This window comes from Bacillus cereus group sp. MYBK108-1 (genome assembly GCF_051917185.1).
GTDB classification, from domain to species: domain Bacteria; phylum Bacillota; class Bacilli; order Bacillales; family Bacillaceae_G; genus Bacillus_A; species Bacillus_A cereus.
Genome location: NZ_JBQAHZ010000022.1, coordinates 67,075 through 92,874 on the forward strand (window position 1 = coordinate 67,075; position 25,800 = coordinate 92,874).

Sequence of the window (25,800 nt, forward strand, 5' to 3'; positions counted from 1 at the left end):
GTTTATATCGTCGAAAGACACTTAACATGTCAATCTCACTTTATATATTAATTCCATTTTGCTATGGCCATTATATTTCAAGGAGGTATAACGATGATTGAACAAGATAACAAAAATACAACTGAACATATGGAGTCAAATAATACAAACTCTAGTCATGAAGATACTTTTGAAAAAGCTTGGCGAATAACAGAGTTTTCAAAACTAGTAGGCCGACATCATAACACTGTATACAATTGGTTCAATATCCTAGAGGAAAAAGGGTTACACGGAACATTAAGAACCAATAATACAAATGAAAAGCTATATAACACACTGGATTTAGACATAGCTTTATTTATCAAGCTAAAGAGGGATGAAAAGTGGTCGCTAGATGCAATTATTGAGCTTTTACCACATCAATTTGAACTAAGACCAGTTTCTCCAGAAAATCAAAGCAGTGAAGTCTCAACCCAATTAAACATGCAGGAAACTGCAGCGACTATTGAAAAAATAGTCGAGCAAAAGATTCAAATGCATTTACAAAACATTGAATTAGAGTATCAAGGAAAGTTTGAAGATGCTATACGTGCAGTGCTCCCTGAACCAGAAGACCCTGAAAAGTTAAAAGAACGCCAAAGACAAGAAAGACTAGATAATATGATAATTCAACATAGAGCGCGTACAGAGTTAAGAAAACAAGCTGAAAGAGAGTGGAGTGCACAACCAGAAGAAACTCGTATTAAAAAAGTTGGCTGGTTTAAAAAAGAGGAAGATTTTGCGAGAAAACAACTTTTCATAGAAAACTATATTGATGAGAACATGATTGAATACATGAAAAATGTAATGAAAACAGAAAAATAAGCCTGGAAGATTCCAAGCTTATTTTTTATTTAGTTCCGAACATCTTATCAGGATCCATAAATGCCGCTAATTCTTCATCATTTTGAGCTTGTGGTTCTTCATCTTTATCTGGTTCTAATTCAAAGTAATCACCAAAATTAATATTGAAATCATCGTCCGGATCTTGCGCTTCAATAGTAGTAATTTGAGACTTTGTATATTGAATTTGACTTTGTTTTTCTTTAAATTCATTATATTCTTCAACTAATCCTTTAGATAATCGAGATGGTAGTGCATCTGTCTTATAGAAAGTATACACGCTACCCATAAAGTCATTTTTACTCACTAAATAACCATTAAAAACAGTTCCATTGATTGGTAGTTTATTTGTTACTTCTACTTTTGCATCATCCATAAATGAATCATCAATGTTCTTCTGTTCATCTAAAATTGCTAACATCCCAAAATGATGTACCTTTGATGCCTCTAAATCTCCATTTTCATTTGTCTTCATCAGGTCAATAGGGTGATGGAATGAGCTTCCTTTCAATGATTCTGAGAACATATCTACAATTTCTTTACTGTTTTCAATTTGATTCATATTACGTGAAACCTTATTAATTACTAAACAGCCTGTTCTTTCTAGTAAAATTCGTTTAAAGTCCTGAGAATCTAGAATTACTGATGTTCCTGAACCATTTGCAGCTGTATTTAACTCATGAATAATATCTCCAATTCGTTGGTTTGCATAGTCTCGTGAGTTTCCAATACCTTTTTTCTCATTTTCGTTTAATCCCTTGAACTCATCATAGAAGTGTTGGTTATCTGCAAATACAACAAATGCAACGCCTTTTGCTGGATCATTAGCTAACTTCCAAATTTCTTGTGAAAATTTATTCACCTGTCTTAGTACATCAGGTCCATCCGCTCTAACTGGAAGTGTAACTACAATACCCATTTTAATGAAATCTTTACGCTCAATAGCATTATTGAAAGCAATTCTTGCATACTTTTGTTGATTTTTTATTAATTCTTCTCTAGGAATTTTCATTGCCATACTTTTAAGTTCTTCAGCAATTACAGGTTTATTATGAAAAGCGGAGAATTCTTCAATTGCTTGAATAATTGTAGATGTACCTGTACCACCGCCTAAACCTGCAAAAAATAGTACTAATTCATCAGTTGGTCTAACACGTTCTGTTATAAATTCTTTTAGTTTATCTTTAGCTTCTTCATTAGATTCTAAAACCTTTACAGCACGCTCAGGATTCTTACCTAAACCACCTAATTTTAGTGAAACTTGGTTACTTTTTGGCACATTTTTCAGTTCAGCTAAATCTCCATCATTACTATTCAATGCTAGGCAATTATAAACTGCTGTACCGTCTGTATGCTTATACTCAGCAAATTTATCTACCATTCTAGTTCCAGCTTGACCAAAACCAACCATAGTCATTTTCACAGCTACTTCGTTTTTTAGAAAGTTTTTTGCCATTATTTTATCTCTCCCTTATTCTCATTACTTTTTTTACGTTTCCCTAATTCAACTAATACTTGTTGTCCCCTAATAGTTGAAATTAAAAACTTATACGGATGCATAATTTTTTCTGTTATTAATGACATTGAAGCTAAAGTAGCAACACTACCTTCTGCCGATCTTCTTGAGATGTTAGTTCTTTCAAGTTCTAATGAATAGGATTTACCCTTAGGTTTCTTTACTCTCCTATCAATAACAACACTTTCTACTATTTCATTTATTGAGATTCCTCTCATATACTTTGTCTCTTGGTATTGTTTGTTTACTTGAGATCCTATGTAATGAAATACATTGTAGAGTATTTCGTCTCCTTCAATAATGTCTGCAAACATTTCCACAACTTCCTCAGTGAATTTGTTTTGTTTATATTTTTCGCTTAATACCTCGTTCAAGTTGTCCCCCCCTTAAAACGTTGGTTAATTATTCCTAAAAATATATTACATCATTGTAAGACGTATATCAAGTCGTTATATATAAGACTTATATAATATTTACAAAATATAAAATTGAAACAACGTCCTATATATCAATGTCAAATATATAAGACGTACATGAAAGCCGTTCATATAAGAAGTGAACAAAACATGTTAATATCAGATTTCATATAACTAACAATAACTATTAAATAATAAATATGAGTGCAGTATTTATGTATATTTTTATCTAGAATTATAATTCTAATATATATTACTCCTAAAATAGCGTACTAATATCATGGTCATTAGATTTATACGTCTTGTATGTAAAAACTATATGTAAGACGTATAAATGAACACTTGTAATTAAAGGTTTTGTATGCTTTTATATTAATTTCATGTCAATAGAATATCACCACAAATTATTACACGACCTATTTGAAAGACTTATATGAAAGACTTATAAATAAAACGTGTATATATCCCTATAAAAAAAGAGTAATACCTCTTAAGTATTACTTTTTAACTATATAGTTTTATATAAAACACTTAGTTTATTAAACAGATTTTTATGATTCCGCTTCTTTTTTAATAACCCATTTTTCTGTTGATTGTCTACAGAAAGGTAAGGGGATGTCAATGTCATGTTATATTTCGTTATTTCTTTTATTAATTCCATAGTTATTTCTGAGATTTGCAGAAATAACACATAAAATTGTGATTCATTTGGTTTTCTTTGAAATTAAGTTCTATAAATTTGTCAGTATAACTTGTCAATTTCATATCAATATAATCACTATAACTCACATATAAAGCCATAAAGCGATTAAAATCAGCTAAACTATAAACATAGATGTACTAAATAAATCTTGTATACAGCTTTAAATAAAATAATATATTTAGTTTCTTTAATTGTTATTGCACAAACAATTAATCAATTAACAATTGAACATGACCAAAGATTCATGGATATCCCGTTAGGAACAAACTTGTTTATGATGATATTACTAATAAAGATGCTAAATTTCCCAATAAGCTACTGGGGACAAAAACAATATATGAAACACATGAAGTTGATCAAGAAATTTATATGGTAACAGCTAAAAAAAACACAAAGTACACGTAGAACATCATACTCTTATTTGAAAACAGAGGTATCCATTCTTTCTGAATATGATATCTTAATTCAAAAAGCATTCCAGTGGGCTGCTAAAATTGTTAAAGATAATGCGCTTCAAGGAGGAACACAAGTAAATGCAAACTTTGTTCCTGACACTGAGTTTAAAGTATCTAAGATTCAAGTTGATGCAGACGCAGCTGCTTATTGGTTAAAAATTCGTGAAGAGTCATTGGATACGGAAATTAAGTATGATGATTATGTCACTGATACAGATGTTGATAGTGAAGAAACTGTAATTGAAGAATTGAGTACACCTAAAACAGCACCTACTGCAATAGAAGGTTGGTTACAAACGTTAAATCCTGATACTTACGATTTTTATAATAATGAAGATGATACTGACAATGAAGGGGAGTTAACAAATAATCAGTCTGTGCAAAATTACTCAAGGAATTCTGCTCCTAAGCTAGAAAAGGAAGGCACTACAGCATCAATTGCTACTTCTAATACAACAGAATCCGCAAAAAGTAATGAAGTAATGGCTGTTCAGAAAGAAAATGTACCAGATACAAGTAAACCATGAAATAAACGTTATTTCGGAGTGAAAAATGACTTTTTAAGAACCAAAAGCAGGTTAAGGAATAGCTCCTTACTGGTTAAAATTTCACTAGAAAAATAAAATAACAGTAAGGAGTGGTTTTCTTAATCCCGCATTGCACCTGCTTCTCGGGAAGTCATTGCTCCTTGTCCTTCTCTTACATCATTTTGAATTTGTTGTTTCACTTTTTGCGCATCAGTTTCTGCAAAATTTGGTTTCATAATAGAACTAGACTTTTCTATAGCTTTTTTATTATGTTGCATACAAACCCTCCTGACTTTAACATTTAACAACCTTATTATGTGCAAATGTACACATGATATCCACCGAGCAATTGAGTGCATTTATGGATTAATACAGGCAGATATGGGGCTGGCAGAAGCGCTATTTAAAAGCAACGGCTATTTTACCTAAAAAACTGATATTAGAAATTCAGAAGTATGTTCAAGAAGAATCAATATATATTCCTAAATCTAAAAGCTCTTATCAGAGACGGGGTACACATTCTAGAACAAGAAAGATGATCGATGAAAGAAATGCTTCTATTAAACGGTAGAACGATTAATCAAATAGCTGATGAATATCATCTCTCCATTGAAACAATCAAAAAATTGTCTACTCTAAATGAATAAAAAGGAAGCACAGGTGAAATGATGCTCCTTGCTTTTTATTATGGTGAATTTGTTTCTTAGTTATTTCCTGCATTTTATATCATTCAGCAATCATGTAATGTTAAGGGAGATGACAAAAGAAAGGAAGAATGTACAAATGAGTTTAGTAAAAAACGGAACATTGCAAGTACTTGGAGCAAGCATCTATTATGAGGTGCGTGGCTCGGGTCCAATTCTTCTTTTGATTCATGGTGGGGGTGGTGATGCCGACAAGTTCCATAATATCGCCGACCATCTTGCTAAATGGTATACCGTTGTTACTTACGATCGTCGTGGTCATTCCCGTAGCAATCTCGTCAATAAAACTGAGGATTACCATGTGCACACACATAGCGAAGACGCTCACCGGCTGCTAGCCAATCTGACCAATGAACCGGCTTATGTATTCGGAAGTAGTTCAGGTGCTGTCATCGGACTTGATTTGTGCATACGCCATCCTGAGCAGCTACAGTTACTAATCCCACACGAACCGGTTTTATTACAACTTTTACCTGAAAATGAGTTGAAGCAGGCTATAAATTTCATGGAAGACCTTAAAGGGAATCATCAAAGTGAGGTCATGAAGTTATTGTCAAATATTGATGATAGCAATTCTGGACCATCGAAGGATATGCTAACAGAGCTACTACTCGGCAACTCGATTTATTTCACTGAGTATGAAATCCCGGGAATTCTCAGCTATACTTTAAACATCGATGCATTAAAGCCCCCATTAAAACCTGCATCGATACAGGTACGTCCAGCCGGTGGAAGTATTTCACGAGAATCCTTTCCTTACCATTGCGCATTCAACTTAGCAGAACACCTCGGAACAGAATTCACAGAGTTTCCAGGACATCATGTGGGCTATAACACAGTGCTATAACACAGTGCATCATAAAGAGTTTGCTGAGAGGTTACATGACATTCTTGAGAATTTATCCGGAAACGTATCAATCGGTAGTGTATGAACACAATATCGCGAATAGATATCCAAAGAGCTACAAGACACTTGGTAATTTAGGGTTTTGTCTATATGTCTAAATTATAATACGATGTATGTTGTTTAAGAAATGGGCACGTTTGTTGAAGAATAAAGGTAGAAAATGATCAAACTTTTTATAAAATCGAAACTTAAATTTGTTAGATAAGAATTCATTTTGATCAATCTTTTTTCAAAATGAATTCTCCTTGTTTACCATAAAGTACGAGTCTGTGAGGTATTTTCAATCAAAGTTTATTTCAAAGCAACAGCAGAATATGAACAAACTAAAAAGAAGCAGGTACCTCTGTAAAGGTATCTGCTTCTTTTTACATAGACTCTATAATCATTTGTCTCTCATACCACTTGTTCAGTTTTTCATTAACGCTTTTTGAAATACGCTTCATTTTTTTATTACAGAATCTTGATAACGTAGCAGGGGATAGTCCTATTTCATCTGCTATCTCACGCATTGTTTTATTTTGATGCATATGTTGATGCATAATTTTCTCTCGAATCATATCCTCTGATCCTACAGTAGGTTGTTTTACTGTATCTGCAATATAACGCTCCTCTTGCTTCTCTTGCGTATCTATTGTCTTTTTCTTCACCATACTATCTATATTATTCATTAATTCTTTTGGAGGTAAAATAATGATTCCCAACTTTTCAAAGTAATTCTTAAACCAATTGCGTTCTCCTATTTTTGTTTCATCCAATTCTTCTGCATATGCCCAATGTGAAATGACATTTTCCTTTTCTAAGTCAATTAAAACATTTTCTAGTTGTTCTCGAATTCGATGTGGACGTCCATTCGTAGTTTTGATACCCATTACAGATAGTAAACCTTTTTCTCCACCAATGGAGTATGGTCTTTTTAAAGTACTGTATTGCTGACGAATTCTCCACTGCCATGATAAATAACGAATTAAACGTTTATGAAACTTATGTCTATAGCTATTATACTCTAGTGCTTTTTTCGATAATAAAGCAGTTGTACTATTAGAGCCATACAAATAGCCTGATAAGAAACTACCTGGTTTAATCTTACAGGATTCTATGCCCATATATTCATTAGTATTCTTATCTCTCCATAACACTACTGAATCGAGTACGAATAGCCTTTTAATGACTTCACGTTTTACTTCGAATTGCTGCCCCGTTTCTGCTTGATCATTCAGTACTACAACTTCATTATCATCATTCAAATAAATAAAGATACTAGCTAAAGCTGCTATACGTTGTGCTATTTTTATCTTATCTTCTGCTCGATAATACTCTACACCATTTGCAGATGCTTTTGGCATATTGCACATTTCTAATACATTTTCATAACTAAAATCTATAAATTCATCTGGTGATTTAGCTTGATTTAACCACTGGATTGTAATGGTATCCAAACAATCTGCTGTAAGGTCATCCATATTACTAATTACTCCATCGACCAATATGGACCATCTCTCTGCTTCGTTTGTGTTAACAAGTCTCAAATCCTCATCCTTATGTGAGGATAGTTGTGCAACTCCACTTGAATTTTTCGTTTCTAATGGTAATACCGGTTTTGCTACTGCTTCATCTTCCTCAAAATGATTTTTTGCTATTCCATCACGTAATTGATAGTACATTGCGTCATTGGTTACAGGATAGTAATCATCCGATATATCTTCTATATGTTCTATTACCTGACTAGCTTCAAAAATTGAAATTTGAGTTGGTTCAACTGCTTCAACTTTTTCTTCGAATTCTTGTTCAATAATCTTATCTAGTACATTTTGAATCTCAATTTTATATTTATTCAGATTGGCATAAATGTTTAACAACGATGTCCCTTGCTCTTGTTTCTGACCTAACCAAGAAACAAGTGTCGAAAAGGAAGGGGACATATTAGCTGATGTTACTAATTTATCGTGATTCTCTTGTACTTCTTTATAATATTTATTCCATTTGGCCCATAACTGCTTGTTTTCTTCATAAATTGGAGCAGCAAGTAGGAGGGCATCACTAAACAATGCTAACACTTTCTCCATATTTAAATACCTCCTAACAATGTTAATTACAAATATAATTTGAATCTTAAAAATGTGAAACGCCATAGCTATATGATGGCTATATAACCTTTAAGTTGAAATGTTGTCTGAATAATCTACATAATCGTTGTTTTTTTACACGTTTTACTGTGAGTCATTGAAATTCTCTTTACTTGTCTTTAATTATATAAAACTGCTTCTATTTGTAAAATCAATACTTTACAATACAATTCCAATTTTTAAAAGTTTTTTATGCTCAAATTCAGTTACTGTTACATTTTTAACATCTATATTTTTGATTTAAAAAGTTGTAAACCCGAGTGGTAAATATGTTGATGTAAATCCTTGGATATCTTATTCTTCAGTTTTCCATTCCCTAAATCTTCTTCATCAACAATAATAGTTTTTGGAGCGACTCGATTTGTTAGCTTAATAATTATGGAGCTTTCCTCTAAAAGAACCAAAGTAAACAATAAAAGCGCTTGCATAATTAAAAATCCGAGTTATAATACTTGTATACAAGTATACTTGATTAACACGAGGTGAATTTATGGCGAAATCAATGGAATTTCTTTATCCTGAAAAATGGCTTTCAAAAGCTTCTACAGGTGATCGTGTTGCGAGCGAACTGAGAATGCGCATTATTGCAGGTGAAATTGAAAGCGGTACCATCCTATCAGAAAATAAATTAGCTGCCGATTTTTCTGTAAGTCGGTCACCCGTTCGTGAAGCATTAAAAGTACTAGCTTCTGAAAATATTATTCGCTTAGAAAGAATGGGTGCAGTTGTCATTGGTTTAACCGAGAAAGAAATCGAAGAAATATATGATGTTCGTTTACTTATAGAAAAGTTTATCTTTGAGCGACTTGTAAAGATGGACACAAATGATTTAGTAAGAGAACTAAATAAAATAATGGAAATGATGAAAATCGCCATTAAATATCATGATTCTGATGAGTTTTCTTATCAAGATCTCTTATTCCATGAAACGATTATTCGAACCATTGAGCATTCCTACATCCTGATGATCTGGAATAATTTAAAGCCTGTTATGGAAAGCTTAATCCTTTTATCAATGCGTACTCGTTTCAAGGAAAAGTACGAAGACTTTGAACGAGTTATTAAAAATCATGAGCTTTATATAAAAGCAATCGAATCAAAAGATCGAGCCCTCATGATTGAGGCCTTACATCAAAACTTTGATGATGTTCAAGGGAAAGTTGAAGATTTTTGGATGTCACAACAAATGTTATCTAAAGGAGTAGAGCAAGGACATGAGTAGCTATATGTTAGGTATAGATATCGGTACAACAAGTACGAAAGCAGTTTTATTTACTGAAAAAGGCGAAGTCATCCAAACCGAGAATATTGGTTATCCACTTCGCACACCGGATATATCCACAGCGGAACAAGATCCAGAAGAGATTTTCCAAGCTGTTTTACAAGCCATATTAAATATAACGAAACAGCATTCAGATAAAAAACCATCGTTTATTTCATTTAGCAGTGCTATGCATAGTGTCATTGCTATGGATGAAAATGATCATCCGCTGACGCCTTGTATCACTTGGGCAGATAATCGCAGTGAAGCATGGGCACATAAAATCAAAGATGAACTGAATGGCCATGAAGTTTATAGACGAACAGGAACACCTATTCACCCAATGTCGCCATTAAGTAAAATTACATGGATTGTGAATGATTATCCGGAAATTGCTATTAGAACGAAGAAATATATTGGAATCAAAGAATATATCTTCAAACAATTCTTTAATCAATATGTTGTTGATCATTCCATCGCCTCGTGCATGGGTATGATGAACTTAAAAAAACTAGATTGGGATGAGGAAGCTTTAAAAATTGCTGGTATAACACCAGCTCAATTATCTGAACTCGTACCAACCACCCAAATATTTAGCAACTGCAATCCAGATTTAGCCCAAAAGATTGGTATCGATTCACAAACACCGTTTGTCATTGGTGCTAGTGATGGGGTGCTTTCTAATCTAGGTGTGAATGCAATTCGGAAAGGGGAGATTGCTGTCACAATTGGGACAAGTGGTGCTATTCGGACCATCATTGATAAACCCCAAACAGATAAAAAAGGAAGAATATTTTGTTATGCCTTAACGGAAAAGCATTGGGTAATTGGTGGACCGGTAAACAATGGAGGAATGGTCCTTCGCTGGATTCGTGATGAACTTGCTTCATCAGAAGTAGAAACTGCGAAAAGACTAGGAATTGATCCATACGATGTATTAACTAAAATAGCTGAACGTGTGAGACCTGGTGCAGACGGATTACTATTCCATCCATACCTCGCTGGTGAACGTGCACCATTATGGAATCCAGATGTACGTGGCTCCTTCTTCGGTTTAACGATGTCACATAAGAAGGAACATATGATTCGTGCAGCTTTAGAAGGCGTTATATATAATTTATACACTGTATTCTTAGCGTTAACCGAATGCATGGATGGTCCTGTAACCCGTATTCAAGCAACAGGCGGCTTCGCAAGGTCTGACGTTTGGCGACAGATGATGTCCGATATTTTCGCATCTGAAGTCGTTGTTCCAAAGAGCTACGAAAGCTCTTGTCTAGGTGCATGTATATTAGGTCTCTATGCCACAGGAAAAATTGATTCCTTTGAAATCGTTTCCGAAATGGTTGGGAGTACCTACAAACATACACCGAAAGAAGAAGCAACAAAAGAATACAGACAATTACTGCCGATATTTATTAACCTATCAAGGGCGCTAGAAGATGATTATACACGAATTGCAAATTATCAAAGAAATTTAATACAGTAAAACTTTCATCAGTAATCCCCCATGCCTCGCTTCTATCTAAATCTCGAGGTGGGGGGGCCTTACTGCCCACGAATAGCGGGATAAATACAAATACAGCTAAGATTAGGGGGGAACTACGATGCCATTAGTCATTGTAGCAATTGGGATTTTAGCATTACTTTTATTGATTATGCGCTTTAAATTAAATACCTTCATTTCATTAATCATCGTATCGGTCGGTGTTGCTTTAGCACTTGGAATGCCACCAGAAAAAATTTTTAAAACCATTGAAGCGGGATTAGGGGGAACACTTGGTCATTTAGCACTCGTTTTTGGACTTGGTGCGATGTTAGGTAAGTTACTTTCAGATTCTGGGGGCGCACAACGCATTGCCATGACCCTTGTGAAAAAATTTGGTGAAAAGAACATTCAATGGGCTGTTGTGACTGCCTCATTTATTATCGGGATTGCATTATTTTTTGAAGTAGGATTAGTATTATTAATTCCGATTGTATTTGCAATTTCAAGAGAATTAAAAGTTTCTATCTTATATCTCGGTATTTCGATGGCAGCTGCTTTATCTGTAACACACGGATTTTTACCGCCACACCCAGGACCAACTGCTATCGCTGGTGAATTGCATGCAAACATCGGTGAAGTGTTACTTTACGGTTTTATGATAGCGGTTCCAACAGTTGTGTTAGCTGGACCTGTATTTACTAAACTTGCAAAAAAACTAGTGCCTGAGGCGTTCACAAAAACCGGTAATATCAAATCTTTAGGTGAGCAGAAAGTATTTAAACTTGAAGAAACTCCTGGCTTTGGAATCAGTGTTTTTACCGCTTTACTGCCTGTTCTTTTAATGGCAGTCGCTACAATTATTACTTTGCTGCAAAAAACAATGGGATTCAAAGATAATAGTTTACTAGCAACGATCGAGTTTATTGGGAATGCGGATACTGCCATGTTGATATCCTTACTAGTTGCGATCTATACAATGGGATTAGCAAGAAATATTCCAATCAAAAATGTGATGGAATCTTGTACAACAGCGATCTCGAATATTGGGATGATGCTCTTAATTATTGGTGGAGGCGGCGCTTTCAAACAAGTATTAATTGATGGCGGCGTTGGTAACTATGTAGCCGAATTATTCAAAGGAACTTCATTATCACCGATCTTGCTCGCATGGATTATCGCTGCCATCTTACGTATTTCATTGGGGTCTGCTACGGTTGCTGCATTAACAACTGTCGGTTTAGTGATTCCGATGTTAGGTCAATCTGATGTTAACCTTGCTTTAGTTGTCCTTGCAACAGGGGCTGGTAGTTTAATTGCTTCACACGTGAACGATGCTGGTTTCTGGATGTTCAAAGAGTACTTTGGTTTAAGCATGAAAGAAACATTTGCAACATGGACTTTACTTGAGACTATCGTTTCTGTAGCTGGATTAGGGTTTACTTTATTATTAAGTTTATTTGTATAGATCTTTCTAAACAGTAAAAGGGATACGGAAGCTGTTTAATGTGATTTTTCATAATTAACCGGTTATTTTCATGATTGATTAATAAGGATGAAAATTTCTCTTTATTTTTTATCTTGATAGTGATGTGCCGTGTCCCTATAACCTTTTGCACGAATACTGACAGAGCCTATTGAAATGAAAAAGATTGATTATTTGATTAAAGTGTTATCCTAGGTATATATACTATAATACAGAGTAACATACATGGAAAGGAACGATGGAATATGGAAAAGTTACAAATTGGAGTTGTTGGTGTGGGCGTTATGGGAAAAAGCCTCGCACTTAACTTTGAGAGCAAAGGGTATTCTGTTGCCCTATATGATATTTCAAAGGAAAAAGTTGATGAAATCATTGAGGAAAACCGTGGTAAAAACTTAGTTGGTACTCATATAGTTGAAGAGTTTGTTAACTCACTTGAATCACCTAGAAAGATTTTATTAATGGTTAATGCAGGGGAAATTACAGATAAGGCAATTGATTCTCTAGTCCCTCACCTCGATAAAGGTGATATTTTAATTGACGGTGGTAATACATACTTTGTCGATACAATCCGCCGAAACAAACGTCTTGCCGAAGAAGGAATCAATTTCATCGGTGCAGGTGTGTCAGGCGGCGAAGAGGGTGCATTGAAGGGACCCTCTATTATGCCAGGCGGACAGAAGGATGCATACGAAAAAGTAAAGGATATGCTTGAAAACATCTCTGCAAAAGTGAATAACGAGCCTTGCTGTTCTTATATCGGACCTAATGGGGCAGGCCACTATGTAAAGATGGTTCACAACGGTATTGAGTATGGAGATATGCAATTAATTTGTGAAGCATATTTCTTCTTGAAACAAACACTTGATTTGACTGCAGAAGAGTTCCATGAAATATTTGCTGAATGGAATAAAGGTGAACTGAACAGCTATCTAATTGAGATTACAGCCGATATCTTCAAGAAGAAAGATGAAGAAACTGGTAAGCCATTAGTGGATGTTATTCTTGATACTGCAGGACAAAAGGGTACAGGGAAATGGACAAGCCAAAGCGCACTTGATTTAGGTATCTCTCTCCCTATTATCACAGAATCTGTATTTGCACGTTGCATTTCTGCTTTAAAAGAAGAGCGAGTGAACGCAAGCAAAGTTTTATCTGGTCCTAAAGATAAAACAGCAATTGGAGTTGAAAAAGCTGAATTAATTGAAGCAGTGCGCCAAGCTTTATATATGAGTAAAATTTGTTCTTATGCACAAGGATTCACGCAATTGAAGGCAGCTTCTGATGAATATGATTGGAACCTTGATTTTGGCGGCATTTCTATGCTTTGGAGAGGCGGATGTATTATCCGTGCTGCCTTTTTACAGAACATTAAAGAGGCTTATGAAACAAACACTGACCTACCGAACCTTTTACTTGATCCATACTTTAAAGAAATTGTAGAGTCATATCAAGGTGGATTACGCCAAATTATCTCAATGGCGGTACAACAGGGCATTCCGATACCTGCATTTTCAGCAGCAATTTCTTATTATGACAGCTATCGTACTGCCAAACTACCTGCCAACTTGTTACAAGCGCAGCGCGATTATTTTGGAGCGCATACGTATAAACGAGTAGATAAAGAAGGTACATTCCATACAAAATGGATATAAAATAAGAAATGGACTAAGATTAAATTCTTAGTCCATTTTTCATCCCACAATTCGCAAGCTATAAGACTCCCACTGATGGAAGTTCACTTTAAACGAATGACTGAATCAAAATGCGTTTATTTTTCCCATTTAGATGAAAAACCACATAACCTTTAAGGTGAAATGTTATCTGAATAATCCGCACATTTTTTGATTTTTACTCCTTTTATTTTGGATCATTTAAATCCTCTTTACTTGTCTTTAATTATATAAAACTGCTTCTATTTGTGAAATCACTAATTTACAATACAATTTCAATTTTTAAAAGTAAATTAGTTAAACACACTGATTTTTTGCTTAACACCTAGATAACTTGTTACTCTAAGTCAAAACTTAAATACCCCAGCTGCTTCTTACTTGAAACTATATAGCCTTATCATGGCTATAAGCTCTTATTTGAAACTTTATAGCTTTATCGGGGCTATAGGCTCTTATTTGAAACTTTATAGCTTTATCAGGGCTATAGGCCCTTATTTAAAACTGCATAGCCTTATCACGGCTATTACTTCTTACTTGTAACTGCATAGCCTTATCATGGCTATAGGCTCTTATTTGAAACTTTATAGCTTTATCGGGGCTATAGGCCCTTATTTGAAACTGCATAGCCTTATCGCGGCTATTACTTCTTACTTGAAACTATATAACCTTATCATGGCTATAAGCTCTTATTTGAAACTTTATAGCTTTATCGGGGCTATAGGCTCTTATTTGAAACTTTATAGCTTTATCGGGGCTATAGGCTCTTATTTGAAACTTTATAGCTTTATCAGGGCTATAGGCCCTTATTTGAAACTGCATAGCCTTATCGCGGCTATTACTTCTTACTTAAAACTATATAGCTTTATCGGGGCTATAGGCTCTTATTTGAAACTTTATAGCTTTATCGGGGCTATAGGCCCTTATTTGAAACTGCATAGCCTTATCGCGGCTATTACTTCTTACTTATAATAATGAATAGCTATATTGTGGTTATAATTTCGTAATTTATGAAACGTTATAGCTATATGATGGCTACAACTTTAAGAAAATGAAACGAGAATATCCTGAAAAACATTCGACTAAAAAAAATTTTATTCTATGTAATTTACTAATAAACGTTGATATAAAGCCATTTCATTAAATATGAAAGAAAACGCAATAAAATTATTATAGCTATATGATGGCTACAACTTTAACTTTAAAACTTCAAACAAATCTATATATACCAAGGGTTACAGCAGCTTTCAATAAAATATAACTTGTTTTAAAAACATGAAACGTTATAGCTATATGATGGCAGGAAACATGAAACGAAATGAAACGTTTATAGCGGTATGATGGCTACAACTTTTCATTTAAAAACAGTTATAACTCCCTATATATCAGTATTTATACGAAATTTATAGAAATTTCTTAGTCAATCCAAAACATGAAACGTTATAGCTATATGATGGCTACAACTTTAAAACGAAATTAGCGTAAAACCCTATAAAATCAATGGTTTAGTAAGATTCACCCCACAACATACTACGTTTCATATTCAAAAAACTTCATAGCCCTATGGTGGCAATAAACTTTTTTTTATGAAACGTCAAATCCCTTGTCCCCCAAGGGATTGGGGCACGTTTCATTTTTTTATTTTTCCTCTTAAAGGGATAGATTTCACCAGCATTCGATTTGATATAATCAAAAATGAAATTCTATATCTAATTGTGGGGAAAACTGCAACTTAACATAAAAGGAGGTGAAAAAGATGGCAAAACCTTTCGTTATAAAGAACAAGCGTAGTTTGAATGGTGAAACAACAACACCGGTAATTGTAACAATTAAATCGTGGCAAAAGTTAGTAGAAGCTTTGGAAGGTAAGTATTACAGTTTTAAAGATACCTATCTAGAAGACATTGTGAATTCAATGTCCTATGAAGAACGAATTGCAGATGAAGAGGGATTTGTTGAACAAGCAAAGCCATCTTTTTCACTGAAAATGAAAAAGATTGTAGATAAAGTAAGTGGATTCGATAGAAATGAGGGCAGAAAACATAAGCTATATGGTATTACAAATGCTGATCTAGAAGTATTTCTATTTCTTCATAAAAAATGTAATACATATGGTGAGCTTTCACATGTATCGATCCATATGCTTTGGGAAGATTATAAAAATTATAAAGAAGCATTTGCACATATTCACCACTCGCAATTTTATGTGGCTTTGAAGAAGTTAAGTTTCCATAACATCATTACAATTGAAAATGAGTACAGTGGTAAATATAAAATCACCTTAACTGACTTCATGAATAAAGAAACGAATAAAGCAAATGCATATACATTTATTAGCCCGATAGTATTTACCAAAGAATTCTTTGAGTTATCCATTGCAGCTAAGAAACTATTCATGGATGTAGCAATGCAGCAGAAACGCGAAACTACTCTGAAACGTTCTTTATTTAAAGTTGATGAGCAAGGTAATTCAACTCACTTTGGTGGAATGTATCGTTATTTACATAAGAAATACCCGCACCAGATTCGTGCTGTACTTGAGGAACTAGAAACAAAACTATCTGCTACCGAATCTCCTTTATTTAAAATTTGCAAGTTAGAAAAAGGGAAGAAGAATAAAAAGCAATACACAACATTGCATTTATCTGTACATCCTAATTTCTTATGCGCGAAAGAAGAAGGAGCAGAATACCGTGACCCATTTACACCACGAGATACATATAAGCGTAAAGCTAAATTCATAGAAAACTTGTTAGTAGAAATGAATATTGCTGAATTTGCAAAGGATATGAACCAATTCATTAACGTTTTAAAACATTCTTGCCATCGTCAAATTCGCCAAGTAGTCCGTGGCTTACGTGAAATGATTGATCGACAAGAAGGATATCCGAAAAAGCTTGTTTATACACTAAGTAAATTATTAAAGCAATCTTCTCAATACCGTGTATTAGATACAGCTGCTAAAACTGGTATTTATCCTTTAATTACACACAATGTACCTAAACATGAACAAGAAGAGGCCATTTTTAAATTTGGTACTCATTTTGCTATATATTCTTTACGTAATGTTCAAAAGCTATTCCGTAACGCGCATGACCTGCTTCATGCGAAATATGCTGTACCTGTAACCTTAGATGCTTACCATCGTAATTACATGCAGTATCAAGAGGAATCATTATTTAGAAAATACGCTTATGAACAAGGCGTAAATATTAACGCATATACAGCGTTAGAAATTGAAATTCGCGAACTATTAAAGTCTAGTGGGTATAAAGGAAATCAAATCCCTAGCGATATTCGTGAACTGTTCATTGAAAAAATTGATAGATTGCCGAAGGAAAAGATTCGTGTAATTGAAGTCCCTGAAGACTTTAATTTAATTCAGTTTCTACAGTCCTTAGAAGCATATTACCGTTCAACAAGTGAAATACCACATACGGTTGATCAACTGCTTCCAGCAATGTAATGATACAGCTCTCTATTTTTGAAAAAAGCAAAAGTGGAGGGCTATTCGTGTTGGAGATAACATGTGAAGAGTATTACTTCAAACAAAACAGAGAGTAAGTTTTCAATTTTAATGATCACAACTCTCTATTTTTTATGCAATTACATACAGTGCATGTGAAACAAAATGAGATATTCACAATTTCTAATTTGTTTATTCTGAATTATCAATCCGATTGCGTCGTTTAATCTACAAAAAAGCGGAAATATTTTTTAGTATTCTGTTGATATCTTAATAATTTTGACCTGATGTGTATAATATAAAGCCTTAAGTACTGTTCTTATCATGTTTTACCTCTAAATCTACTTAAAATCAGAAAAACATCTGTTAATTCTGTTTAAAAAGTAGATTATGTTCCTAACTTTGCCCCATTTGTTAATAAATTGTGGGTAGTTTTTTTATAAATGTGGAAATTTTGTTCATAAGTCATCGAAATTAACATTTATTATTTATTCAGTTACCTGTATAAATTTAATGATGATTATATGTAGTTTATATACATCTACTTTACGATATTTTGTAGTTTTAAATCATCATCCAGCTCATTAAGTACGTTCCCAGTATTTACTTTTTATGATTTTTTACGGCTAGAGAAATTATGAACCCTTATTACAGCAATGTTTGAACAAGATTTTTTCTCTGTATAAAAGTTTTATCTTTTTTCTTTATATATATTAAAGATATATATTATATTAGGTTTTAATATTGTGTAATCCTTACTATAGAGAATCGTTCCTGTGTATAACCAATTTCATTATTTTATTTCTCTTAGATTAGATAGTTGATTAGTGAAAATTACAATGAAGTTTGGAATCTCCTAACCATAAAAAATAATCAGTTCGATTTATAGAGCTGATTATTACATCCAGAAATCCTCAAAGTCTACGCTGTAACCTTTTCTTTTTAAAGCCCTAATTAGTTTTTGGCCGTTCCCTAATGAAGGCTTAAATGTATTTGAACGAGAAATACGACTAATTGTATTTTGATTTACTCCACTCCATTCCTTTAATTCAGTTTGAGTAATATTATTCTTTCTTAAAAATTTACCAAACTTTGATAATGGTTTCCCCAAGCCAAACATTGTGAACCCTCCTATCCGTAAATCTCCTATTAATCACATCTTTACCAAAGCATGATTTTTTTAAACAAAAGTGTTAATAATGTACAAGCCCCACGTAATATGATGTATCAAGGTAGCCACTATGGTATATAGCAAACTTATTACCAAATTAGATGCGAAATCAACTAGCCTTTGTACTAGCAAAGTTTCTACCAAGTTAACGGTCAAGATAATGCTATCAAGGTAATAGGCATATAAACCCTATATTTTAACTAGTTTTTTCATTTTGTTTATAGAGGGGGACATTTAAATGCGTGATAGGAAGGAAACAATTTCTTTTCGTGAATGTATGAATCAACCATACGAAGAGAAAGAAAAGAAAAATCGTAAATACAATTCATTTAATCCTTTCGCATTCCTTCATATGTCGGATCAGGTACTACATACTTACATTGCATTAGGAGTAATGGGAACGGTTTTAATAGGGGCAGTCATGTTAGAAAGATATTTAGTGCGACATGACCATATATCGGCAGCTAAATTTATAAGTGAAGGTATTTATTACGGCATGCGGATAGGTGGGATTTGTTTGATTGGATATGTATTTTTTCGCATCCTAATCATGTTTTAGGGGGAAGTATATGAGAATGATAAAGCATTGGCTTCATATAAAAAGGTTAAGGAATCAACTTATAGAGGTATTTGGAAAAGCGGGTCTATATACGGAATATCAAACACGCGGGGGGAAATTTCCTATTTATCCAAAGATATATAATATATCTTCTTCAGCAGAAAGCGTGAGATATGTATTTACCATACCAAACGGATTAGATCCACAGAAGATTGAAAAGAAGTGGTTTTGTTTTCAACAAATATTAGGAAGGAATATTACGATTGAAGGGGATATGAAAAAGTTTGTCCTACATGTATTTCATTCGAATGCTGGGCTAAATCCGTATACTTATTGTTATAGAGAATGGCAGCCACAAATAAAAGGTTACGATTTACCTGTTGTGGTCGGCAGGGACCAATACGGAAAAATAATTGCGTACGACATGATTGGTTCCAATTCACCGCACTTATTAATTGCAGGAGAAACGGGAAGCGGGAAAAGTAGTATGGTACGTGTTGTGCTAACCACACTCATTCAATATATGTCTCCTAATACGTTGCATTTGTATCTTGGTGATTTAAAAAACTCTGAGTTTCATTTTTTACGTAAAGTCAAGCATGTAAAAGAAGTTTGTATGGAGGAAATCGAAATGAAAATAATGCTTCTAAAGTTATGGAAGGAAATCAGGGAACGAAGAAAACTTATGGAAGAATATGAAGTTGATCATATTAATGCGTACAACAAATTAAATCCAAATCATCAAAAGCCATATATCCTACTTGCTATTGATGAAGTGGCTATGCTTAAAGATGAAAAAGAGTGCATGACTACGATTGAAAAGATTTCAGCAGTCGGGCGATCACTGGGGGTTTTTCTTTTACTCAGTATGCAGAGGCCAGATGCCAAGGTATTAGATGGTAAGTTAAAACTTAATATGACTGTAAGAATGGGCTTTAAATGTGATAGTGCGATTAATAGTAATATTATAGGGACTCCTGGTTCAGAGTACTTAGAGCAATCTGGACAAATGATCTTTAAACGAAATGGATTAAAGAAAGCGCAAGCTCCTTATTTGGAATTAAGTAAGGCGAAACAAATTGTTAAACCATATCGCATGTCTAAAGAGGAGAAGATACTCAAGAATTCATCGCAAGAAGAAATTCCGTTATTTGGGGTGTTAGATGATGAAGAATAGAGATATAGGGATTTTGAATGATTTGAAACGATTTAGATGTATGTCTCGTGACGATATTATTGACTTACATTTTCAAGGGTTAAAGAATGCGATAACTTGTTGTAATACAGTTATGAAACGATTAAGAAGAGATGGTCATGTTGATGCTAACGTATTGCAACACCCATACATTTATTTTCCGCAACCTAGTTCTATCAGAAAGACAAGTCAAAAAATTCCTCATTTTCTTGGTATTGTGGACGTATACAAACAACTTGTTCATTATGAAAATCCTAAGTTATTCAAAGTGGAACCAAAGTATGGGAAGGAATATATGGAGCCGGATGCTTTTACTATATGGCGTAGGTCACCATTCTTTATTGAACTTCAAAAGACAGTGTACAGTAAAAAGATAATGCAAGATAAGATAAATAGATATGAGTTATACTTCCATAGCCAAGAATGGCATAATGAATCTTGGCAACCGAAAACTTCTAAATTCTTTCCTTCAATTCTTATCATTACCGACAAATATTACGACGTTCAATCTCCTTATTTCCGTATATTCCAGGCGAATTTTATAGAGAGTTTTATAAATAATTTAGCGGTAAAACCATAAAATAAGCTACTTTTGTTCTAAATTCACATGATTTTCAAAATCAAAATCTATGGATATTAATATTTGTTATATAATATGCTTGTCAAAGCATTCCCCCTGTAGTATCTATGATGAATTTGCAAGATAGTATTTTTATCCCGTATATTCACCTTAAACTGAAAAGAACTTGTAGAGATTCCTACAAGTTCTTTTTGTTGCTCTTACAAACACGAAAGTCTCCTTTTTTAATCCCAGTAATTTTACTTAATAAAGATTACCCCTTTATTGAACTACACACACTATTACTTCGTATAGAAGAGGGGAATTAATAAGTAAGGGGCTCTATCGAATTCCAACTTATTAGTAGGCATTTACCATAGTCCTTGTGGTTAGAAGCCTTATCGCTTCATTCTTCCAATTGATACTTGCGTTAATATCCCAATTATGATGTATACAACAAGAAGGGGAGTCCCATTTTCGTAGGATTAGATTAGTAACGTCTTGTTTTTAATATCCATAACAAAAACATAATTGATTTGAAGTAAATGTTTCCGATACGATAATGGTTTGTTTGCTATACCATTAAGCTATCAAGCTAACAAAGAGATTAAAAATATTAATGAGGATTTTTTTAAAATGGAGGCGCTTTATCAGTAAGAGAAATATGTAATTATGCATATCTATTTCTTATAATGTTTTTATATGCGAAATCTTTTACATATGCATTATTGATTATATTCAAAATGTCACAGGCCTTGATATCTCTGTAAAAACGTATCAAAATTTTACTTTAAGACACAAGGTATATAAATTTTTGATTGGGCAAATTCCTCTTGTTTAGGAAGAGTAAAAACACCTACTATAAAAATTTTCACAACAGAGCCAGATAACGTGATAAAGTATTTATTGCTGTGCATGTAAATATAAAAAAAAGCCTTACAAAATGATGTTTGTAATGGTTTATTTAGCTTATATGATTTTAGGAAATTAATAGCATTTTATGCCGTTATTATTAACCTAGTTACCAAGAAATAGAGGTGAATATAGGATGACTAAACCTTTTAAAAAAAATAGTCGTTATATGGTTGGGTTGGACAGTCTAAGGGGTCTAGCTATACTAGGTGTTATTTTGTATCATATTAATTTTAATTGGTTACCTGGAGGGTTTTTAGGGGTTACAGTATTTTTTGTACTTTCAGGTTATTTAATTACAGATATTCTAGCCATGGAGTGGAAGAGAAATAAGAGAATTGATTTGAAAAAATTCTGGCTTAGTAGAGCAAGAAGATTGCTTCCAGGAATGCTTGTTATGCTCGTTATAACATTGGCATGGATTACGATTTTTCATAGCTCTTTACTTGAAAAAATGCGCGGAGATTCATTAGCGGCATTATTTTATGTTAGTAACTGGTGGTATATTTATCATAAATTATCTTACTTTGATAACTTTAACCAGATTTCTCCATTAAATCATTTTTGGTCGTTAGCAGTCGAGGAACAATTCTATGTTGTCTGGCCGTTTATTATTAGTTTAGGACTTTTCTACATAAAAAAACAATCCCATATGATTTTATTGATTTGTCTAGGAGCGTTTGCTTCAGCTTTAGCAATGGCAAATTTATATGAACCTGGAGTTGATCCGAGTAGAATATATTATGGTACAGATACGAGGGCCTTTTCCTTACTTATCGGAGCGGTACTTGCCTTAGTTTGGCCAAGCAATAGGCTTGCTAATAAAATTATCCCGAAGGCGCGTTTCATTCTTGATGTAGTGGGGGGCATAGCTCTTATTATAATTTTGCTTATGTTTTGGAAGACCAATCAATATGATCCATTTCTATACAAGGGAGGAATGGTTCTCTTATCAATTGCAACAGCATTGTTAGTGGCAAATCTAGCTCATCCAGCTAGTCGCATTGCTCAATTTTTGCGATTTAGGCCTTTACGTTGGGTAGGGGTAAGATCGTATGGCATATACCTCTGGCATTATCCAATTCTTACATTAACGACTCCAAAAGTAAATGTAGGGGATTTTTCAATAATAAGAGCAATCTTTCAATTTCTTTTAATCATATTGATTGCGCAAATTTCATGGAAGTTTATCGAAAAACCAATCCGACAAGGTGCGCTTCGGAACATTCAGTTTAAGAACTTAAGACTTCAAAATGTCACTTTAGGTGTTAAGTTAGCTTTAGTTTGTTCATTATTCTTTTCGTCAATAGCAGTTTTAGGGTTATCAAATGCTAGTAAGGCTAAGGAGAATTCTCAACAAGATAAGGTGGAAACAGTACAAACAAAACCGGCGCCACATCCAGTTGCTGTTTGGGAAAATGCAGATCAAGAAACGCCACTAAATCAAGGGGAATCAAAAGAAGTAAATTCTGCACAACCTAAAAATCCACTCACAGTTACTGCGATAGGCGATTCCGTTATGATTGATATTACTCCATATTTAAAAAATACTTTTCCTGATATTAGGATTGATGCGCAAATTGGTCGTCAGCTGTCAAAAGCGATTCCGGTAGTTGAACAGTTAAAAAATGAAGGGAATTTAGGAAACTATGTCATTATCGGATTAGGTACAAATGGAGCCTTTACTACTGAGCAACTTATTTCATTAATAAAATTAATTGGAAACGAACGTAAAATAATATTTATTAATACGAGAGTGCCACGTCCGTGGGAATCAATTGTGAACGAGAGACTGAAAGTAACAGTACCTAAATATCCTAATGTAACTCTAGTTGATTGGTATGCAGCAAGTGCTGGAAAGAAAGACTACTTTGCACCTGATGGTGTGCATTTAACCAATATAGGTGCAGAAGCATACGCAGTCCTTGTGGCTAAAGCGGTTAATCAATAATTAATTATATTTTATCAAATTCTTGTGCAAAGTTAGCTGAAATAAAAAAAATCTATGTTTGGAGAAATAAATTTTTGGCATTTAGCAATAATTCCTGTAATTCATAATACATTGAAAAGCGAAGTTTAGTTGAAGACTTCGCTTTTTTGTACGGGACATGAATGATGTCAATGCCTTTTACTAATACGTACGGCATAACCAAAATGTTGAATTTCTGTGGTTTTGAAAAAGTGGTTGTCACTTTACAGGTTAATAAACCTGTTCTATAGGGTTCTTTAATGGGCTAATTATATTTTTCTTACTAGATAATATATCAGTTCAGTTAGTAATCTTTTAAATGATTTTCTATGATTAAGTAAATATCTCATTTATAAACATTGATATAGGTAATTTTGTTATCTTTCGAAAATGTAATGTTGACGTAATGTTTTTGAATTTTTCTTCAAACGAGAACAGATTAAGATTACAGTATCATAGAAAATCAATGAGGTGAACAATATGAAAAAATATATGGCACTTTTTAGTCTTTTAGTTGTATTTGCGAGTCTACTAGTTGGATGTGATATCAATCGTATGGGTAAAGATGAATATTACGTTCAAATTACAACGGATGGAAAAGAGGGAGTTTCAAAATCTATGGATGGTAAAGTGATGGGAAAGGAGTATGAATATACATTACCGGGTTTTGATAAGGAAGGTAAAGAAAAAGAGTTAGAATTTATGGCACAAAAGAATCTTTGTAAAGAAGCATTCCTACGTGTATATCACTCAGAGAAAAAAGGTGTAACAGCTTGGGAGGAAGTGCAGGAAGACGAGCTTCCTAAGAAAGCAAAAGAAAAACTAGGTGTAAAATAATTAGTTATTTGTGATGGTGGATTCTCCTAGGTGGAGGGTTCACCGTTTTTTATTATATGTTTTAGTTTTTTATATAAAGCATATTGAAAAGATAGGATAAATATCCAGGAATGATATCTCCATAATTAATAACTTGTATAATAACCTTTCAATTATCAATATATCCATTCATATCAACAAGTTGTCCCACATATCCCTTTGTACCAATATCTTTTAAAGTACCCATAAAAAATACCCTTTATCTTATCTTTATCTAATCTTTACCTTATCTTTAAATTTTTATATTAAACTTAAAACCTTAAAGTATTGATGTTTGAGTCTAAAAAGGACTGGAGATAGATGTTCATTACATAGTTTGTAAATAACAAATTACCCTTGAAAAATTGAATTTTCTATACGAGGAGGAATATATGAAGGATACAAGTAAAAAACAAATTATAAAAGTGTTCCTTATTAGTATTTTAGGCTTAGGAATAATAGTTGGAATGCTATATTTTAATCATAAAACCAATATTCAACAAAATAAAGCGCTAGCTACCGAAAAACGTGTATTACAATATGAGTCTACCTTGAAAAAAGAATTAGAAAAATATAATTTAGGAGAGAAAACAGCAGTTTTATTAGGAATTATGTATCAAGAGAGTAGAGGTGAGGGAAACGATCCTATGCAGTCATCCGAATCACTTGGATTAAAGCCAAATGAAATTCAAGAGACAAGCTTGAGCATTGAACAAGGGGTAAAGCACTTTGCTAAAATGTACAAATATGGAACGGACAAGGATGTTAGCATGGATACAATTATTCAAAGCTATAATATGGGTCCAGGGTATATTGATTTTATCGCTAGTCAAGAAGTTAAACAACACTCGGAGGATTCGGCCAAAAAATTTTCTAAGATGAAAGTTAATCAAAATCCAGCGATGTATACTTGTGGTGGAAATAAAAATAATTTTAGGTATCCATATTGTTATGGTGATTTCGTGCGCCCATAAGGGGGCAAGGAAAAACGGTGATTGC

Annotated in this window: 17 protein-coding genes and 5 pseudogenes; 15 read left to right on the top strand and 7 right to left on the bottom strand. The window is 33.5% G+C overall.

Annotated elements, in window-relative coordinates:
• The first annotated feature begins 93 nt into the window (after window positions 1-93).
• Window positions 94-843, top strand: a complete 750-nt coding sequence (locus tag ACTFSL_RS23865) for a hypothetical protein (protein ID WP_063538828.1) — start codon at window positions 94-96, stop codon at window positions 841-843.
• Between the two features lie 25 nt (window positions 844-868).
• On the opposite strand, the gene ACTFSL_RS23870 is transcribed toward ACTFSL_RS23865, so the two are convergent.
• The 3 genes and pseudogenes from ACTFSL_RS23870 to ACTFSL_RS23880 all read right to left on the bottom strand — a co-directional run.
• Window positions 869-2,317 (bottom strand): cell division protein FtsZ, encoded by a 1,449-nt coding sequence (locus ACTFSL_RS23870; protein WP_063538830.1) that lies wholly within the window; start codon window positions 2,315-2,317, stop codon window positions 869-871.
• Window positions 2,317-2,751 carry a hypothetical protein gene (locus tag ACTFSL_RS23875; protein ID WP_001006721.1) on the bottom strand — a complete coding sequence of 145 codons (435 nt, stop codon included), beginning with the start codon at window positions 2,749-2,751 and terminating at the stop codon, window positions 2,317-2,319. Before ACTFSL_RS23875 ends, ACTFSL_RS23870 begins: the two co-directional genes overlap by 1 nt.
• A 550-nt stretch (window positions 2,752-3,301) precedes the next feature.
• Window positions 3,302-3,685, bottom strand: a pseudogene (locus ACTFSL_RS23880) (hypothetical protein); the annotation flags it as partial.
• Here ACTFSL_RS23880 and ACTFSL_RS23885 point away from each other — a divergent pair.
• Window positions 3,672-4,472: pseudogene (locus ACTFSL_RS23885) on the top strand (hypothetical protein); the annotation flags it as partial. The pseudogenes ACTFSL_RS23880 and ACTFSL_RS23885 overlap by 14 nt on opposite strands.
• 125 nt (window positions 4,473-4,597) lie before the next feature.
• Here ACTFSL_RS23885 and ACTFSL_RS23890 read toward each other — a convergent pair.
• A complete protein-coding gene (locus ACTFSL_RS23890) occupies window positions 4,598-4,756 on the bottom strand; it encodes a hypothetical protein (protein WP_164876550.1) in 159 nt (52 codons plus the stop codon).
• 101 nt (window positions 4,757-4,857) lie between these two features.
• On the opposite strand from ACTFSL_RS23890, the pseudogene ACTFSL_RS23895 reads away from it, so the two are divergent.
• Window positions 4,858-5,125: pseudogene (locus ACTFSL_RS23895) on the top strand (CD3324 family protein).
• A 136-nt stretch (window positions 5,126-5,261) separates the two neighbouring features.
• Window positions 5,262-6,114, top strand: a pseudogene (locus tag ACTFSL_RS23900) (alpha/beta fold hydrolase).
• A 340-nt stretch (window positions 6,115-6,454) separates the two neighbouring features.
• Here ACTFSL_RS23900 and ACTFSL_RS23905 read toward each other — a convergent pair.
• Window positions 6,455-8,152 carry a helix-turn-helix domain-containing protein gene (locus ACTFSL_RS23905; protein WP_063538837.1) on the bottom strand — a complete coding sequence of 566 codons (1,698 nt, stop codon included), beginning with the start codon at window positions 8,150-8,152 and terminating at the stop codon, window positions 6,455-6,457.
• Window positions 8,153-8,702: 550 nt separating this feature from the next.
• On the opposite strand from ACTFSL_RS23905, the gene gntR reads away from it, so the two are divergent.
• The 5 genes from gntR to ACTFSL_RS23930 all read left to right on the top strand — a co-directional run bounded on the left by gntR (window position 8,703) and on the right by ACTFSL_RS23930 (window position 17,581).
• On the top strand, window positions 8,703-9,434 hold the full coding sequence (gntR, locus tag ACTFSL_RS23910; protein WP_061667515.1) for a gluconate operon transcriptional repressor GntR: 732 nt from the start codon (window positions 8,703-8,705) through the stop codon (window positions 9,432-9,434).
• Window positions 9,427-10,962 (top strand): gluconokinase, encoded by a 1,536-nt coding sequence (gntK, locus tag ACTFSL_RS23915; protein WP_063538841.1) that lies wholly within the window; start codon window positions 9,427-9,429, stop codon window positions 10,960-10,962. The genes gntR and gntK overlap by 8 nt, the downstream gene beginning before the upstream one ends.
• Window positions 10,963-11,080: 118 nt before the next feature.
• Window positions 11,081-12,427, top strand: coding sequence for a gluconate permease GntP (gene gntP / locus ACTFSL_RS23920; RefSeq protein WP_001131719.1), 1,347 nt, complete (start codon window positions 11,081-11,083; stop codon window positions 12,425-12,427).
• 263 nt (window positions 12,428-12,690) lie between these two features.
• Window positions 12,691-14,100: an NADP-dependent phosphogluconate dehydrogenase gene (gndA, locus tag ACTFSL_RS23925; RefSeq protein WP_063538845.1), complete on the top strand. Its 1,410-nt coding sequence runs from the start codon at window positions 12,691-12,693 to the stop codon at window positions 14,098-14,100.
• A 1,771-nt stretch (window positions 14,101-15,871) separates the two neighbouring features.
• Entirely contained in the window at window positions 15,872-17,581 is a 1,710-nt protein-coding gene (locus ACTFSL_RS23930) for a hypothetical protein (protein WP_088339113.1), read from the top strand.
• A gap of 898 nt (window positions 17,582-18,479) precedes the next feature.
• On the opposite strand, the gene ACTFSL_RS23935 is transcribed toward ACTFSL_RS23930, so the two are convergent.
• Window positions 18,480-18,701, bottom strand: a complete 222-nt coding sequence (locus ACTFSL_RS23935; RefSeq protein WP_061668076.1) for a helix-turn-helix domain-containing protein — start codon at window positions 18,699-18,701, stop codon at window positions 18,480-18,482.
• Between the two features lie 289 nt (window positions 18,702-18,990).
• On the opposite strand from ACTFSL_RS23935, the gene ACTFSL_RS23940 reads away from it, so the two are divergent.
• Genes ACTFSL_RS23940 through ACTFSL_RS23950 form a run of 3 tightly spaced genes read left to right on the top strand, consistent with a single transcriptional unit; the run spans window position 18,991 to window position 21,086 of the window.
• Window positions 18,991-19,311, top strand: a complete 321-nt coding sequence (locus ACTFSL_RS23940) for a hypothetical protein (RefSeq protein WP_088339112.1) — start codon at window positions 18,991-18,993, stop codon at window positions 19,309-19,311.
• Window positions 19,312-19,321: 10 nt separating this feature from the next.
• Window positions 19,322-20,488: an FtsK/SpoIIIE domain-containing protein gene (locus ACTFSL_RS23945; RefSeq protein ID WP_088339111.1), complete on the top strand. Its 1,167-nt coding sequence runs from the start codon at window positions 19,322-19,324 to the stop codon at window positions 20,486-20,488.
• Window positions 20,489-20,510: 22 nt separating this feature from the next.
• Window positions 20,511-21,086 carry a replication-relaxation family protein gene (locus ACTFSL_RS23950; RefSeq protein ID WP_088339114.1) on the top strand — a complete coding sequence of 192 codons (576 nt, stop codon included), beginning with the start codon at window positions 20,511-20,513 and terminating at the stop codon, window positions 21,084-21,086.
• A 339-nt stretch (window positions 21,087-21,425) separates the two neighbouring features.
• On the opposite strand, the pseudogene ACTFSL_RS23955 reads toward ACTFSL_RS23950, so the two are convergent.
• Window positions 21,426-21,647, bottom strand: a pseudogene (locus ACTFSL_RS23955) (zinc ribbon domain-containing protein); the annotation flags it as partial.
• Window positions 21,648-22,113: 466 nt separating this feature from the next.
• On the opposite strand from ACTFSL_RS23955, the gene ACTFSL_RS23960 reads away from it, so the two are divergent.
• The 3 genes from ACTFSL_RS23960 to ACTFSL_RS23970 all read left to right on the top strand — a co-directional run bounded on the left by ACTFSL_RS23960 (window position 22,114) and on the right by ACTFSL_RS23970 (window position 25,775).
• Window positions 22,114-23,928, top strand: coding sequence for an acyltransferase family protein (locus ACTFSL_RS23960; protein WP_088339110.1), 1,815 nt, complete (start codon window positions 22,114-22,116; stop codon window positions 23,926-23,928).
• A gap of 498 nt (window positions 23,929-24,426) precedes the next feature.
• Window positions 24,427-24,783: a YxeA family protein gene (locus ACTFSL_RS23965; RefSeq protein ID WP_088339109.1), complete on the top strand. Its 357-nt coding sequence runs from the start codon at window positions 24,427-24,429 to the stop codon at window positions 24,781-24,783.
• A gap of 410 nt (window positions 24,784-25,193) precedes the next feature.
• Complete coding sequence (locus ACTFSL_RS23970) at window positions 25,194-25,775, top strand: lysozyme family protein (RefSeq protein WP_431819207.1); 582 nt, start codon at window positions 25,194-25,196, stop codon at window positions 25,773-25,775.
• The last annotated feature ends 25 nt before the right edge of the window (window positions 25,776-25,800 follow it).